This is a genomic window from Pseudomonas kilonensis, from assembly GCF_001269885.1.
Lineage (GTDB): Bacteria > Pseudomonadota > Gammaproteobacteria > Pseudomonadales > Pseudomonadaceae > Aquipseudomonas > Aquipseudomonas kilonensis.
Map to the genome: position 1 here is coordinate 1 of NZ_LHVH01000010.1, position 14,504 is coordinate 14,504.

General features: G+C 55.6%; 12 protein-coding genes. 8 read left to right on the top strand and 4 right to left on the bottom strand.

Translation table 11 applies throughout. The features are described from left to right. The first annotated feature begins 217 nt into the window (after positions 1 to 217). The 5 genes from AD662_RS03795 (at position 218) to AD662_RS28075 (ending at position 3,519) form a co-directional block, all read left to right on the top strand. Positions 218 to 616, top strand: coding sequence for an SMI1/KNR4 family protein (locus AD662_RS03795; RefSeq protein ID WP_053178073.1), 399 nt, complete (start codon positions 218 to 220; stop codon positions 614 to 616). A gap of 187 nt (positions 617 to 803) precedes the next feature. Beyond that, complete coding sequence (locus tag AD662_RS03800) at positions 804 to 1,289, top strand: Imm6 family immunity protein (RefSeq protein WP_053185578.1); 486 nt, start codon at positions 804 to 806, stop codon at positions 1,287 to 1,289. Next, the gene (locus tag AD662_RS03805) at positions 1,286 to 1,951 is read left to right on the top strand and encodes a DUF6985 domain-containing protein (protein WP_074849543.1); all 666 of its coding nucleotides are present in this window, start codon (positions 1,286 to 1,288) and stop codon (positions 1,949 to 1,951) included. Before AD662_RS03800 ends, AD662_RS03805 begins: the two co-directional genes overlap by 4 nt. A 156-nt stretch (positions 1,952 to 2,107) precedes the next feature. Further along, complete coding sequence (locus tag AD662_RS29175; protein ID WP_139213059.1) at positions 2,108 to 2,923, top strand: hypothetical protein; 816 nt, start codon at positions 2,108 to 2,110, stop codon at positions 2,921 to 2,923. A 146-nt stretch (positions 2,924 to 3,069) separates the two neighbouring features. Then, positions 3,070 to 3,519: an SMI1/KNR4 family protein gene (locus AD662_RS28075; protein ID WP_074849545.1), complete on the top strand. Its 450-nt coding sequence runs from the start codon at positions 3,070 to 3,072 to the stop codon at positions 3,517 to 3,519. A 203-nt stretch (positions 3,520 to 3,722) separates the two neighbouring features. Here AD662_RS28075 and AD662_RS03815 read toward each other — a convergent pair whose 3' ends face one another. Beyond that, positions 3,723 to 5,084, bottom strand: a complete 1,362-nt coding sequence (locus tag AD662_RS03815; RefSeq protein WP_053185588.1) for a Fic family protein — start codon at positions 5,082 to 5,084, stop codon at positions 3,723 to 3,725. A gap of 337 nt (positions 5,085 to 5,421) precedes the next feature. Then, a complete protein-coding gene (locus tag AD662_RS03820; RefSeq protein ID WP_053185591.1) occupies positions 5,422 to 5,694 on the bottom strand; it encodes a hypothetical protein in 273 nt (90 codons plus the stop codon). A gap of 296 nt (positions 5,695 to 5,990) precedes the next feature. Here AD662_RS03820 and AD662_RS28080 point away from each other — a divergent pair, with 296 nt between their 5' ends. The 3 genes from AD662_RS28080 (at position 5,991) to leuA (ending at position 9,880) form a co-directional block, all read left to right on the top strand. After that, positions 5,991 to 6,188, top strand: coding sequence for a hypothetical protein (locus AD662_RS28080; protein ID WP_235862384.1), 198 nt, complete (start codon positions 5,991 to 5,993; stop codon positions 6,186 to 6,188). Positions 6,189 to 6,279: 91 nt separating this feature from the next. After that, complete coding sequence (locus AD662_RS03825) at positions 6,280 to 7,761, top strand: leucine-rich repeat domain-containing protein (RefSeq protein ID WP_053185594.1); 1,482 nt, start codon at positions 6,280 to 6,282, stop codon at positions 7,759 to 7,761. Positions 7,762 to 8,185: 424 nt separating this feature from the next. Further along, on the top strand, positions 8,186 to 9,880 hold the full coding sequence (leuA, locus tag AD662_RS03830; RefSeq protein WP_053185597.1) for a 2-isopropylmalate synthase: 1,695 nt from the start codon (positions 8,186 to 8,188) through the stop codon (positions 9,878 to 9,880). Positions 9,881 to 9,920: 40 nt separating this feature from the next. On the opposite strand, the gene bcsC is transcribed toward leuA, so the two are convergent. Both bcsC and bcsZ read right to left on the bottom strand, forming a co-directional pair. Further along, positions 9,921 to 13,397 (bottom strand): cellulose synthase complex outer membrane protein BcsC, encoded by a 3,477-nt coding sequence (bcsC, locus tag AD662_RS03835; protein WP_053185600.1) that lies wholly within the window; start codon positions 13,395 to 13,397, stop codon positions 9,921 to 9,923. Next, positions 13,385 to 14,500 carry a cellulose synthase complex periplasmic endoglucanase BcsZ gene (gene bcsZ / locus AD662_RS03840; RefSeq protein ID WP_053185603.1) on the bottom strand — a complete coding sequence of 372 codons (1,116 nt, stop codon included), beginning with the start codon at positions 14,498 to 14,500 and terminating at the stop codon, positions 13,385 to 13,387. The genes bcsC and bcsZ overlap by 13 nt, the downstream gene beginning before the upstream one ends. Between the last annotated feature and the right edge of the window lie 4 nt (positions 14,501 to 14,504).

Sequence of the window (14,504 nt, forward strand, 5' to 3'; positions counted from 1 at the left end):
TCCATAATATTTTCATTTGTTTTCGTTGCTAATTCTGTATCTATATACCTAAGGAGTAGTAATTCATGTAGGAGAAAGGGGGCGGATTTATTTGCTTGCTCAGTTATTAAATAAATCCGTCCCCTTTTTCCTTTTTCTCGTAAGCGGATTTTTTATAGTGCGTGGCCTGCCCCCCTTTTTGCGAGAATTTTTTTCTATAAAAACTAGGAGGGATAAAATGGTAAATGATTTTCAGGAGTTTATGAGTAATAAGAAAGACGAGCATTTGTTTGATGGTTTATTTCCTGTGGATGATGTTTCGTTGAGTGCGATAACTAATGTGCAGACGAAAGTACCCGTTGACTATATAGGATTCTTGAAGGAGTACGGATGTGGAGAAATTGAGGTCGCAGGTTTGATGCTATATAACGGGTTTTTAGAGGTTGGCGAAGTTTTTGATGCGGAGACTGCAGTGTCGTTGAGTGATATTCTCATTTTTGGAGATGATATGCAGGGGCGCTGCATTGGGTTCGATAAAAACGATCATTGGGCTGTGGTAGAGATAGGCTCCTCAGATATCTCATGTAGGAAGTTGAGTAACACATTCTCTGAATTTTTATATGATAGGCTGAGCTGATTGCTGAGGTGGTGGGCTGACTAAAATTTTGAGTATGATGCTCTTTCGATGGGGGCGTGGTCAGTCGCGCGTTGTTTGATTTTTATTTGGAAGTGTGAATGAATGGATGGAAGTTGTTTTTATGAAAGTGCTTGGGTTGGGTCTCCGCTACTAAGTGATCTTCCGGTTCTGGTGTGAGAGGTTGTCCATGGAGGATAGCGAGGTTTTAGGTGTTATCGATAGCATGGCTTGGACTAAGAAGGCCGCTATTTTTCTTCTATTGCTGGATCGCGCTTTAGTGAATCTAGAGTCCGCGAACCTAACTCACGATAGGTGTGAGGAAGCTATCGAACTCTGCTGGCAGTGGATGTCTGATCGCAGTGTGGATGGGGACCATTTGGCGTATTATCTGGACTCTGATGAAATGCAAAATGGTCCGTTGGCAGAGCAAAATTTTGAATCGGATAGTCTGCAACAGAATAGCTTGATTCTAATTCTCTTAGTTGTAGGTTTTTTTGCTCATCGGGCTTATGAGTTTTCAGGTCAACAAGAAAAGATGTCAGCGTCAATAGCCGAGGCGAATGAGGGGGCTATTGACTACATTGTTGACTATGTCGACAAGACCGGCCTTCGGAGTGTTCTATTTGGTTTTCTGTCCAAGAGCAAAACGTTTTTTGGGGGGAGCCTTTCATGATTCGTGCACCTTGGGGAGATGAACAATACTGGCGCGGTCGTGAAACAAAAGATCGGCAATGGATTGAGCGCACAACAAAAAAGGGGACAGATTTATTTTGTGGAACGCAGAGGGGCAGATTTGTTGGTTTTGCTCGGTTTATAAATAAATTTGTCCCCTTTTTATTGAGGCGGTTAAAAATGAGTTTTGTCTCAGGTAGTGATTTTGGTGAGCTGCTTTTTGATGGGGTTTGGACCGGGCTGTGCGATGTAGTGATTTTTGGATGCCACCATGAGGTGCCGCTTGTTGTTCAAACGTTTGATGGCGACCCAATCTCTGAAACTCAGCGGCTTGCGTTTCGAGAGTTTGATTCAAATAAAATCGCGATTTCTTTATTGATAGAAGAAACTGTTTTCAACTATTACCTTGGTAGAGTTGAGGAATACCGAGGATGCTTTGGTGCTGAAGAGGTCGATATCAAGGCGCCCAGAGTCCATGCAGTTGACGATATGCATGGATTAGTTTCTTTGAAGTGCATTAAGGTAATGTCCGCTTTTAATACCAGTGCGCGCGAAATCGGTTTTATCTTTGATGCCACCTTCGACCCCCAGCTTGGTTTGGGGGTTCTGGTTACTAATGGTTCAGTAGAAGCTGTTGATGCGCAGGATATTTTGCTGGGTTGATTGGCGTATAGAAAAAAGGGGACAGATTTATTTTTTTGCTAAGTGCTTAAATAAATCTGTCTCCTCTTTTTTTGGTTGCGGTTGGCCCCATCTCACCTTTGCGCAGAATAGAAATTCCTGACTGGTCCACTCCTCTGGCGCCAAAACGGTAAGAATATGAACTTTGAAAACGCGCTTAAAGCTCTCAGTCTGCCGGATGCAGTGGTAGCGTGTGCTGCCGGAAGAATCAGGTCGCCTATTTGCACTCTAGAGGCACCTGCTCAATGGTTTGGTTTTCCACCTGCGCTGGTGCCAATCTGGAGTGACGGCTCTCGTCCAACCTATATTGGGTATTGGAAGCACTGGTTCGTGGAGCGGGAGCCTTGTTTTGTAAAGATGTTCGTAAGCTCCGATCGCATGACGACTGAGATCGCGAGAACTCCTTCCCAATTGTTTGGAGTAATCGCGATGATGGCGATCAGTTTGGATGATGGGGTGATGTTAGATCTTGAACAGTTTGCGGCGAGGGTAGGGCTTGAAAGCTTATCGGAGCTTGATGCAGTCTCTCTGAAAACAGGTGACGATCCAAAGGGGTTTCCCAAGGCAGAGCTGTTTAGAACATTAACCCCTCGTGACTGTATTTCCTATGACGGCAATCCATATATGGGGGGCTTCCCCAGTGAGTTTGCCAGAGGGAACTGGTGGGAAACTAGCTGTTCCTTTGAGGTTCTCAATACGAATATGCGAATACCAGAGAGCGCGAGCTTGCCTGGCTGGTTTGATCCTGTTCAGGTAAAAACGACGCTATTCGAAAATTTTATGTTGGCGGGTCGCTTGGACTATGCCTGGCTGACATTGAACTCGACTGGCTGGTTAATTGCTGATGCAAGACGGGCAATTATAGAACTGCAAGCTCGCACCAGCGATGAGGTTTTCGGTTGTGTTGCTGCGTCTTGGCTATCGTTTGCTGATGATAGTGCTGGAAGTTATTGAATGTGCTAGTACTCTGAGAAAGGGAAAAAGGGGGCAGTAAGGCGCATAGGGAGCGGGCTTATTGGTTTTTCTCAGTTCATAAATAAATCTGTCCACTTTTTGCGACTTTTTGCGCTATGAGCAGAAAAATTATTTGGTAAATAACCATGATGAATTCAGTAGAAATACGACGTCTTATAGACGAAATAACATCCGCTGAGCTTTTTGAGGGGGATTATGGTGACTGTGTTTTTAATGTTGATGCCATACTGAGCGGTGTTGAAGAAACGGACCGAAAAAGTGTGCCTGCTGATTATCTTGAATTTCTTGCGGATTTTGGATTCGGTGAGCTCGACGCTGCTTTTTACGTTGATGATAGTCCGGAAAAATATTCAACTATATGCGGTCGGGAAGTTGAGGGTTATGAAGGAGTTTATATAATCGGTGGGAGTTCGAGCGACGTGCTATATGCTTTTGACGCAAAGAATAATTGGCAAGTTGTAGAGGTTAGCTCAGAGCTGGATGGGTTTGAGGTGTTAGCATCGAACTTTTCTGACTTTATCTTAGAGAAGCTTAAGTGTATAAAGTCCATGGTTGAGCGACGCGTGGCACGCTAATGGTTACTTTGTGATCTAATAGGTCCAAAAGCGACAATTGGGACCAACGATACAGCCTCAGTGGAGATGGGACCTTCTGTGCCTCAACTAAAAAAAAGGGCAGATTTATTTTGTTAGGTGCAGAGGGGCAGCCCCATTGCTTTTCTTGGTTTATAAATAGATCTGTCCCCTTTTTTTGCAAACATCACCTCAGTGATCATCCATCAGTGGCCATGGAGCGACTTCCAGGACATGAACTCCGATGGTCGTAACCCGTAGCGTGCGAGCACCCCTTCGTGCAGTCGACGGAGTTCTTCGACGATCAGTGCTTGCACCTCCGGCTGCTCTCTTTCTGAAACATATTCCGCTACCGAGCGTTGAATACATGACAACGGGTCAAGTTCTGGGTGAGTGATGATTTCCCGAATGGTCTTCTTGATGAAGTCTCGCCATGCCAGGCGTAAAGGGTCCGGCTCCGCAAGGTCTTGCTTGATTGCCAGATATTCCTGTGTCGAGCGTTCGTAGGCCCAGATATACAGGTCGCGAAGCAGCTCTACACGGGTCATTTCGTACACACCCAATGTGGCTCGGCTGTACGCCTGCTCCGGTACATCCAGAAAGGTCAGCGGACAAAGGTTGGCCCGGAACAAAGGGAGATTCGCTGCCAGTCGGGATGTGCGTTTATTGATGTCGGCAAAGGGCTGCAAGTAGGGCAGGTGCACCATCATGAAGAAAGACTGCTCGAACGGATCAGCGATCTGATTGGCTTTGCCAAGCAGGACGTCCAGTGCATCTTCAATTTGCTGTGGCGTTGAGAGCGGGCGATAGGTGCCTTTCCCGATGTCGACGGCGTGCTGGCGAATTCGGCCCTCGTCTGCTGGGTTGGGCAGCAGGTTTTCGGCCAAGGCGCTATGCAGGTTCATCAATGTGTAACGGTTGAACTCGGCACTCTCGATGTTCTCGACCAAAAGCTCGATAGCTGTCTTATGGTTCAAGATCATCTGCGTTTCTATAGCGGCCTTGCCCTGTGCTGCCTTACCTTGCTCAATGAGTTGTCGTGTGTCGAGCCGTGAGTAGGTGTTCCCTTCCAGATGGCTTGATGCCCACGACAGATCAATCAACAAGCGATTCAGGACCGCCCGGCTGTAAGTGCCTGCTGGCTCCGTCGCATCTGCGGTTTTGCCCATCCTGTGCAATTGGCGCCGCAACGACTCAGGTAAGTACCCTGTCTCGTTAGGACGATAGGCGTCCAGAAAGTCACGCTGGTAGCCCACCGGCTTGCGCGCTTCTGTGGGCTGGTTGATATAGGCGAGTATGTCCCGGCTGTCTGCAGATAATGGAATGAAGGCAGGGAAGGCATCGGTGTCAGTATTCAGGGCGTGGGTTTCGGCCTGGTGTTCTATTGCGAAATAACGCCGTGCCCTGCCTTCTCCCTGTGCAGTGATTTGGCTGCTTTCGACCAGGTTTGCAAGGATGCGCTGCGCCGTTCGCCGGGCGATTTCCGGGTGCTTGGTCAAAAGCTCTGAGAGGCTCGCCCCGCTCCTGGATGCCAGGATACTGTTCAGTATGTCGGTGGTCGAAGGCATGGTTATGTTGGCGCTGTTAGAGAAGATTTGGCGCGATTATGGCGCAGTTCTCAGAATCGCGCCATTTTGGGTTGAAAATGTGGCGCAGTTCTTGACGAACTGCGCCACAGCTCATCGCAGCAGATGGATGTAGTTGCTCCCGACGGCCGGGGCTACGTTATGGCCACAGATAAAACCCAATGCTGCTCCGTTTAAATGGGTGGCATTGGGTTATCGACCAACCTAGCAGATTGACTCCCCCAGCGTTTTCCAGTCCTTCACCACATCATCGATGCCAGCAGTGGCAGTGTCTCTAACGGATCGTGAAACAGGCGACCTTATCGTCGCCCGTTTTTATTTATTCAACCGCCTGCGCCCGCAATCGTCGGCCAATCACATCCATCACATCACACCCATCGCGCAGCGCGATCGTCAGCATTTTGCAGAAGTCGGAAAGCACCAGCGTGTCGGAACTGATTTCTGAACGGAACGCGATATTTTCCAGCAGTTGAGTCACCGTGCGGATACGGTAGTCGGCGGTTTCGAAGAGGACGTCGAGGGGAGCTTCGGTGTCGATCAGCAGGGTGGCGGGGACGCAGTCGACGCCGGTGATGGGCATGTATCGGTTCATCGGTAGGACCTCATTCAGTTGAAAGGAGCTACCTCGTTGCCGGGTCGCCAAACCCGAGTCGCCATTGGAGCGACGAGGGACTATAGGCCCCTCCATCCGAGCGCTACAAGACGTCACTTTCCGAGCTTCATGTAGGAATTCTGGCCCATCAATGGTTGTATTTTCTGCGTCACTTTCGACCTTGACATAGGCTGCATAGGCGAATAGATTTTCGCCCAGCAGCTCAGTACAGCGCGCAGGCAATTGTTAGAACCTGCCCAGCAGTCCTGGGCTTTTTTTTGCCCAAGGAAAAGCCAGTGAAGCGAACCGCCGTTCTCATTGATGGAGGATTTTTCTTCCAGAGGGTTATGTTTTTCGGCCGCAAATACTTCAGCAAGGAACTGCTGTTATCCGCCGAGCAGATATCCCAAATCATAAAAAAGCTCGTGAAGCTTCACATCATGAAAATGCCGAGCTTGCTGTTGCTGGTGATCTGGAACCTGATCCTGGATTGATATCTCAGGGCGCTGTGCACCCACAAACAACAGGCAGATGAACCCCGTTTCGCAGCACACCCTGCGCCCGCTCAATTCGGACTAGTAAACCGTGGCAACCCCCAACCGCAACGCTCTTATCGCCCAACTCGCGGCCAACCCCGATGACATCGCCGCACGCGCATCGCTCTATCTCGATCTGCTCGACAGCGGGGAGGCCTCACTGGAAGGTTTACGCGTCGCGGCGGGCCTGGGCGATCCGGCGGCTAACGTGGTAATGGCTCAACTGAACACCACGGCCCATACAAATCGCCCCGGTCCATGGCTGTCGCAACTGCGTGGCCTGCCGGTAGACCATCTGGAGTTGAACAACGCCGAGCCGGATTGGTGTGACGCCCTGGCCGGGCTGCCCTTGCGCACGCTTGTGCTCAACAGCCCGAGGTTTATCTGCGGCCCGGAAACGTGGCCGCGTTTGCCCGCCAATGCCCTCGAAACCTTGGAGGTTAGTAATTTTTCCCGCGACGATAACGCCAATTGCCTCCCGTCGCTCGCACGCTTGCGTCGGCTGAAGTTGCAAACCTACGGCGAGGACTTTGACGACAGTTTCCTCCGCCAACTGAGCGACAGCCCGTTGCAGGAACTGTCGTTGAACCGTTGCGATGAGATGACCGACGACGGCCTTCGCGCACTGTCGCGCCTCAAGCTGCGCTCCCTGACCTTGCAACGCGTGGGCGAGCTGACGTCTCGTGGCATGGCGCACTTGGCAAGTCATCCCCTTGAGCAGTTGTCCCTCAGTGGCAGCGGCGCGATCCTCGACGATCCGTCCTGGCTTCGCGACCTGACGGGGTTGCGCGCGTTGAGTCTGGATGACTGTTATGCAAGCGAGAGCGTGTTGCAGGCGATTCGGGGGCTGCCCCTGGAAAAGCTTTCGCTCCAATCTGCGTTCATCTGCGAAGACGATCTTGAAGTGCTGGAGGGAATGCCGCTCATGGAGCTGGACCTCAAGTGCCTACGCCAAGTGATCGAGCGGCTCGACGTGCTGCACGAGTTTCCGCTCAAGCGATTGGGACTCTCCGATGTGCAGGGCGTCAGCGCCAGTACGTTGAGTGATCTGCGCGGGTTGGCGTTGGAGTCCCTGGACCTGTCCTTGAACGAGATCACTTGGAAGGAGCTGAAACAACTGGCTGGCCTGCCGCTGAAGCGGCTCAACCTGAGCTTTTGCCAGGGCGTCGACGGTAAGGTTTTGCGCAAGCTCGTCGAGTTGGGATTGCCATTGGAGGAGCTTGAAATAAGCGGCCTGAACCTGCGCGATGCCGACCTGGCTTGTTTGCGGGGGCTGCCCCTGCAGCGCCTGGGTTTGTATGACAGCCCTTGGCTGACTGACGCCGGGGTGGCCCATCTTGCCGGCATGCCGCTGCGGGACCTGACGCTTGGGGCGGATCCAGGGGAATCGCGGATCACGTCGGCCGTGGTGCCCGTGTTGGAGCAACTGCCGCTGCAAACACTGTGGTTGCCCAACTGCGCCGGGATCGATGCAAACGGTTGGGATCGCTTGGCCAGGTTGCCAGCCCACGTGACCGGTCCGGGCATCTGACGCGCTGATAGGAATAGGCTGTGGCTTGGACAACACCCTGGCGCAAGCAGCGCTTGCAGCAGGCCTTCGAAGCGCTCTCCACGGAGCATGACCGACTACGACGCCAGTTTCGATCGTCGCGCTAGGGGGCTGGATGCTCCTACATCGTCGTGTCCTCTCTCTGATACCGCTTATTCCTTCCCCAGCAACCAGAGCAGTAGGGTGACTCCGACTCGCAAGAGTAAAAATTGCTCTAGCGTTTAGGTGTAGAGCACAAATAACCAAAAAATTAAACATTATTAGCGTTTTTTGTGGATTTCACGGTGCGGTTGATGTGACTACGCAATTTGCCTCAAGTTATGTTCATTTATGATTGGATCCAATGTTCGGTGGCGTCAGATGCCGAACCGGCCCACCTATGGACGTATCAAAAAGGATAAACGCCATGATGCTGAAGGATCCTTCCAGCAAATATCGACATTTCACCACCGTGGATCTGCCGGATCGCGCATGGCCCGGTCGGGTCCAGTCCGTTGCGCCTAGCTGGTGCAGCGTCGATATGCGCGATGGCAATCAGGCCTTGATCGAGCCGATGAATGCCGAACGCAAGCGTCGTTTCTTCGACCTGTTGGTCAAGGTCGGTTTCAAGGAAATCGAAGTAGGCTTTCCAGCCGCTTCGCAGACCGACTTTGATTACGTGCGCGAACTTATCGAAACGGGTGCGATTCCCGATGACGTGACGATTCAGGTCATGACTCAAGCCCGCAGCCATCTCATCGAGCGCACGTTTGAGGCATTGAAGGGCGTTCCCCGCGCTATCGTGCATGTGTACAACGCGACCGCACCGGTGTTTCGAGACGTGGTATTCGGCGTTGACCGCGCCGGGTGCATCGAGATTGCCACCCAGGCCACTCGCGAAATCAAACAGCACATGGACAACAATCCCGAGACGCAGTGGACCTTCCAGTATTCCCCCGAGACTTTTTGTTTCACCGAGTTGGATTTCGCATTGCAAGTCTGCGAGGCGGTGACGGACGTCTTCGCACCAACGCCTTCCAACAAGATGATCCTGAACCTGCCGACGACCGTCGAAGTCTCCACGGCCAATGTCTTCGCCGATCAGATCGAATGGTTTTGCCGGCATTTCAGCCGTCGTGACAGCGTGATCATCAGCGTCCATCCGCACAATGACCGGGGCACCGGGGTTTCCACCGCCGAGCAGGCCTGCCTGGCCGGTGCCGAACGGGTCGAGGGCACGCTGTTCGGTAACGGCGAGCGAACCGGCAATGTCGATATCCTCACCCTGGCCATGAATCTCTACACCAGCGGTATCGATCCGCAGCTGGATTTCTCGGACATCCTCCACGTCCAGCGCGAGGTGGAATACTGTAATCAGTTGCCCACGCATCCTCGCCATCCTTACGCGGGCGAGCTGGTGTTCACGGCCTTTTCAGGGTCGCATCAGGACGCGATCAAGAAAGGCTTTGCAGTGCGCCAGGCCAATCCCGATGGCTTCTGGGAAGTGCCTTATCTGCCTATTGATCCGGCGGATATGGGGCGCAGTTATGAGGCGGTCATTCGCGTCAATAGCCAATCCGGCAAGGGCGGCGTGGCCTATCTGCTGGAACAGCATGGGGTCGTGATGCCGCGCCGGTTGCAGATGGAGTTCAGCAACCTGGTCCAGCAAGAGGCGGATGGATCGGGCCAGGAGATCAGTCGCGAGATGATCCTTGCGTGCTTTACCCGGCATTATCTGGAGGAGGGCAAGCCCTACACGTTGTTGCCGCCTAAATTGGTCAGCGAAGGCGCTGTGACTTACCTGGAGGGCGTGCTCGACATGGGCGGCACCCAGTTCGACCTCAGCGGTGAGGGCAACGGTCCGCTGGCGGCGCTGGTCGATGCATTTGCCCGGCGTGGCGTTCACTTCGATATCGCCGATTATCATGAGCACGCTGCTCGCGATGGGGCTCAGGCCGAAGCACTGGCCTATGTCGAGATTCGCGTGAATAACCGGCTGCTATTTGGCGCCGCGCGCGACGGCAGTAGCTTGTTGGCGTCGCTCAAGGCGGTGACAAGCGCCGTCAATCACGCATCGCGCCTGGGGCTGCTCAGCGTGATGCGCGCTGCGGTGCCTTGCTGACAGGGTTGCGTGTACAGCCCGGCGCCGCTGCTGTGGCGCTCTAGCGCATATCCGCATAAGGCGAGATCGGCTCCACCGGTAGCGGCAGGTTGCCTTGCCAAGGGTCAAATGTGTAGCGCAAGTAAAGCAAGGCCCGACTCGGGGCGTAGCCTTCGCTGTGCTGCCAGGTGATGCCGGCGCCCAGGACCAGGTTATCGGAAAGGCGACGCTCCACGAGGCCCTGGACACGTAAATTGTAGCCGTTGCTGCTACTGCCACTCTTGGTCAGGGACGGGTTGTCCACCAGCGTCTTGTTCGATTGCGCCAGCAGGCTCTGCAGATCAGCTTCGCGATTGTCTTTGGGGTAGAAATCAGAGCCGTCGATTTTCGCGAACGACCAACCCACTGAGCTTTCGAGCAGGGCCGACCAGTCGGCGTTACGCCAGGCGTAGTTCACCGGCACGCTGACCGAGTAGTACTGCTGTGGGCTGTAGTAGCCGCCCTGGCCGAGTGTGTCTTCGCTCAAGTCCTTGTCGAAGCCCATGTACATCAGGGTCAGGCCAGTGCGCAGACGTTCGTCGGCACGTTCCACCAGGCGATAGTAGTAACCGCCCATGGCTGTGCGCCGTTGGTTGTTCTCAACGTTCTGCCCCACTAACCAATGACTGCTCAGGCTTGCCCACACGCCATCCTTGCCGCCTCGGTCATGGCTCAGGCCCAAGGTGAAGCCGTTGGCGGTGACGCCGCCCCACTGGGTTCCGGTGACCGGATCGACCGCACCGGCATACGACACCAGTGAGTTGGTCAGGGGGCGCCGCGATGCCGTGAGACGGTAGTCCAGGCTGCTCCAGTCGCCGCTGTAGGTGACACCGCCCACCCAGTTCGACACGGTGAATTCTTGTGGCGTGTGGCCAAGGTCGAAGGCCCATCGATCATCGTGCCAGCCCATGCCCAGCTGGGTGCCGCGCACGCTCTGCGAAGCGCTGGTACAGCCATTCGCCACCACCGCGCACAAGCCGAACCGGTCGCTGCTGGAAAAATTGCTGACATCCAGATTTATGTCTTCCGCCTGGACAAAGCCCTGCCCTTGCGCTACCGGCGCGTCGATGCGCAGGATGGTGGTTTGGGTGGTCAGGTCCGAGACCCCCGAGGAACTGTTGTCGGTGCGCCAGGCGAGGTCGTGGTACAGGTTCACCGTCGGATTCTGCTTTTGGTACAGCTCGTCGACGTCGCTGCGGATGCTGCGCTTCAACCAGTCATCGCTGTCGCTGGCACGGCTGGCCAAGGTCATGGCGCGGTTGTCGCGCGGTTCGGCCTGTGGCGGTTCGATCATCCTTGCCGCGCCCATGCTGCGCGCATAGTCATCCAGGGCCCGCTGCGGATCTTCCCGGGACAGCAGGCGCGCCGCATCCCGATAGACCAACGGATCACTTTGCGGGGTATTGAGCAACTGCGCGAACAGCGCGTTCGCACGCGTCTTGTCGCCCAGCGACGCCCAGGCATTGGCCAGCCGGCGCTGAAACGACACATCCGCCGGTACCGGCGCCGACACGGCCATTAGACTGACCTTGGCGGCGTTCGGTTGACCGCTGGCGATCAGCACTTCGCTCAGGCCGAGTTGGGCCTCGGCATTTTTCGGCACGCTGGTCAGCACCTTGCGATAGCGGCTTTCGGCCTGTACCAGGTCGCCACGCTGCTGAGCCCAGTCGGCCAGGGTCAGGTAGTCGTCAGTGGTCGGTGCGCGCATCAGCAGCGCTTCGGCCTGGGCCTCATGGCCGCCGTCGCGTAGCGCTCGGGCCTTCGCGAGCAACTGGCGACGCTGCAGACGAGCCCACAGCGCGTTCATGTTGTCGCTCCAGGCGGCACGGGGGATCTGTTGCAGAGTGCCCATGGCATCGCCGTCACGCTCGGCATTGGCCAGAAACAGGCCGTGGGCATAGCGCGCGTCGGCGTTCTGGCCGCGACGTTGTAACAGCCAGTGGAAGCTTTGATCGGCCTCGGCATTGAGACCAAGTTCGCGTTGGGCATTGGCCAAGCGGTACACCAACCAGGGATTGTCCGGGTCCAGCACGCGAGCCTTGCTCAAGGCTACCGTCACCTGCGCCCAATCGCTGCGCCGGGTAGCGCCATCGGCCTGCGCATTGAGGCGATCCAGCGTCAGTTCCCGACGCACGCTTTGGAACTCTTGTTGTTCTTTGGGCGTCAGGCTGTCGAGGTAGTGCTCGGCCTTTTCTGGTGATTGCGACTGGTACAGGCGGACCATCGCACGCACCGTGCTTGCATTGCTCGGATCGAGCTTGCGCGCGCGCACCAGCAAGGCTTCTGCGGTGATGTCATCGGATTCGCCCCGGGCAACGTAGGATAAGCCGATCAGCGGCGCAGGGTCGTTTGGCTTGGCTTGGTTCGCCTGCCGGTACCATTTTTTTGCAACGGGATAATCCTTTCGCTCAAGGGCTTCATCACCCTTTTGCAGCAGCATCCACTGATGGTTGGCGGCCTTGAGATCCTGCCATTTGGTCATCCAGAAGGTGTCCTGCTCGATGGACGAGGCTTTGATGAAAGCGTGGTATGCCGCTTCGTGCCTGTTCTGGCGCATCAGCGAAACACCCAGCGAGCCCAGCAGGCTGGAGTCTTGCGGGTAACGCTTGATCGCCCGACGCAAACTGGCTTCAGCGCCGACGTTGTTGCCGGCCTCAAGCAATGCCTTGCCTTTGACTCCGGCCTGCCAGGCCGGATCAGCCAGGTATTGCTCCTGCTCTTGCAACTGTTTAGTCGCGTCAGGGCGCAAGCTGGTATTGGGATAGAGCTTCAGAAACACACGCCAGCCCTGCGCGGTTTCGGGCCCTACCGGTTGTTCGAGCCAATAGTTGTATTCGCGCTCGGCAGCGTTGTCGCTGGCGTTCGGATCGCCAGCCAATTGATGCAGGACGTCCAGCGCCTCAGGATCACGCTTTTCGGCAAACAGCAGGCCGGCCAAGGTTTGGCGCAGCGAGGCATTGCCGGGGTACTGCCGGTCCAGTTCGCGCAACTGCTCGATCACGACAGGGCGCTCGGCCTTGATGCCGCTACGCACATTCAGATATTCCAGAGCCGTGGCAAAGTCCGGCATGTCATCGCCGAACAACTGTCGATAGGCCTTGATTGCGTCTTCAAAGCGACCGGCGACGGCCAGCAGGCGCGCCTCCTGCAGGGCCCGTTGACCGTCGGCACCGTGCATTTTCAGCAAGCTCTCGGCCTGACGCAGGGCCGCCGTGCCTGGCGCCTGTTGGCGCAGTTGGGCGACCAGGCGTTCGGCTTCCGGTTGATTTTTTTGCAGCAGTGCCTGGCGGACTTCGACAACTTTCACCTGCGCATTGTCCGGGGCGATCAGCTCCAGACGAGCCAGCGAGTCATGGACCAGGTCTTCGCGGTACAGCGCCTCACCAATGCGGACCTGCTCCAGCAGCCATTGCTGCTGGTCGGGCGGGCTGAGAGGCTCGCCCAGGGCGACCCCATAAACGCTGCTCAGCAGCAGCCCGAAACCGATCATTTTTTGCATGCGGCAATCCAGTTTGGCACGAGGCGTCCGTTCTTATCGAAGCGATAACGTTGTTGGTCCCAGCCCTGCCCGAACAGCATCAGCGATTGGTTGTAATAGGCATCTGCCAAGGGCGGCTGTTGTTGCAGGCGTTGGCGTTGGGTCTTGAGGGCCGCCACGCTGTCCGGGCTGGCAGCCAGCAAGGGCAGCAATGCAGCACTGAAACCAACCGGGCCGGCGCCATTGTCAAGACCGGTGAGTGTGTCGACTTTTTCCGGAACGTGGCCCCGCCGCGCAGTCAGGTCCAGCATGGGTTTGAAGTGTTCGATCAACCTGGTGCGCCCGGGGGTATCCTTGTCCAGCATGCCCAGCCAGAGGTAGACACGAATGGCGTCATAGCTACCAACGCTGCCTTTCTGACTGTCCACGGCCCAACCCTGCCCGGGTTTCCACAGTTGCCAGTCGGGTACCAGGCCCTTGGGTGAACTTTCGATCAGCAGACGCTCGGTGTTGCTGGCCAGCTCCGCCCAGATCGGTGCTTCGAGGGCGAAGCGTGCCAGCAATTGCGGCGGCAGATAGCTGGCATTCAGGCGCCAACCCTCGGCGTTTTCGAATCCGGAGTCGCCGGGCAACAGCATCAGGCCCAGGCCTGGTAGCTTGCGCAGGCTTTGTGCCGCGCTGCGCCAGAGCAGGTTGCGGCCCAAGGCCAGGTAATCCGGTTGATGCCACAGACGCCCGGCTTCCAGCAGGCTATAGGCGATCCACAAGTCGGCATCGGTGGCGTTATTGCTATCCAGTACCTGCCAGCGGCCAGCGTTGTCGCGGCCCCACTGCCATGCCGGAAGCTGCCGGTTAAGGTCTCCGCCGGCCAGGTTGTCCTGAGTCCAGCGCAGCACTTTGGCGAAGCTATCGCGGTCATTACCCAGCAGGGCGAAAAACAGCCCGTAGCTCTGTCCTTCGGACGTGGAGATCAACTGCTCCGAGGAGTGGTCAATGACCCGTCCGTCCGAGCTGAGCATCGCCTGACGAAAATTCTGCCAGGCCGGCCAAGCGCATTCAGTAGCACCGGCAAAGCCAGGCGCTACGATCAACGCGGCCAAGGCCAGCGCGAAGAAAGCTTTCACCCGA

What these genes read in the sequence shown, in the direction of transcription:
- AD662_RS03805 (WP_074849543.1), top strand. Translation starts at nt 1,286, where the DNA reads ATGATTCGTGCACCTTGGGGAGATGAACAATACTGGCGCGGTCGTGAA.
- AD662_RS03795 (WP_053178073.1), top strand. Translation starts at nt 218, where the DNA reads ATGGTAAATGATTTTCAGGAGTTTATGAGTAATAAGAAAGACGAGCAT.
- AD662_RS03820 (WP_053185591.1), bottom strand. Translation starts at nt 5,694, where the DNA reads ATGAACCGATACATGCCCATCACCGGCGTCGACTGCGTCCCCGCCACC.
- AD662_RS03800 (WP_053185578.1), top strand. Translation starts at nt 804, where the DNA reads ATGGAGGATAGCGAGGTTTTAGGTGTTATCGATAGCATGGCTTGGACT.
- leuA (WP_053185597.1), top strand. Translation starts at nt 8,186, where the DNA reads ATGATGCTGAAGGATCCTTCCAGCAAATATCGACATTTCACCACCGTG.
- AD662_RS29175 (WP_139213059.1), top strand. Translation starts at nt 2,108, where the DNA reads ATGAACTTTGAAAACGCGCTTAAAGCTCTCAGTCTGCCGGATGCAGTG.
- AD662_RS03815 (WP_053185588.1), bottom strand. Translation starts at nt 5,084, where the DNA reads ATGCCTTCGACCACCGACATACTGAACAGTATCCTGGCATCCAGGAGC.
- bcsC (WP_053185600.1), bottom strand. Translation starts at nt 13,397, where the DNA reads ATGCAAAAAATGATCGGTTTCGGGCTGCTGCTGAGCAGCGTTTATGGG.
- AD662_RS28075 (WP_074849545.1), top strand. Translation starts at nt 3,070, where the DNA reads ATGATGAATTCAGTAGAAATACGACGTCTTATAGACGAAATAACATCC.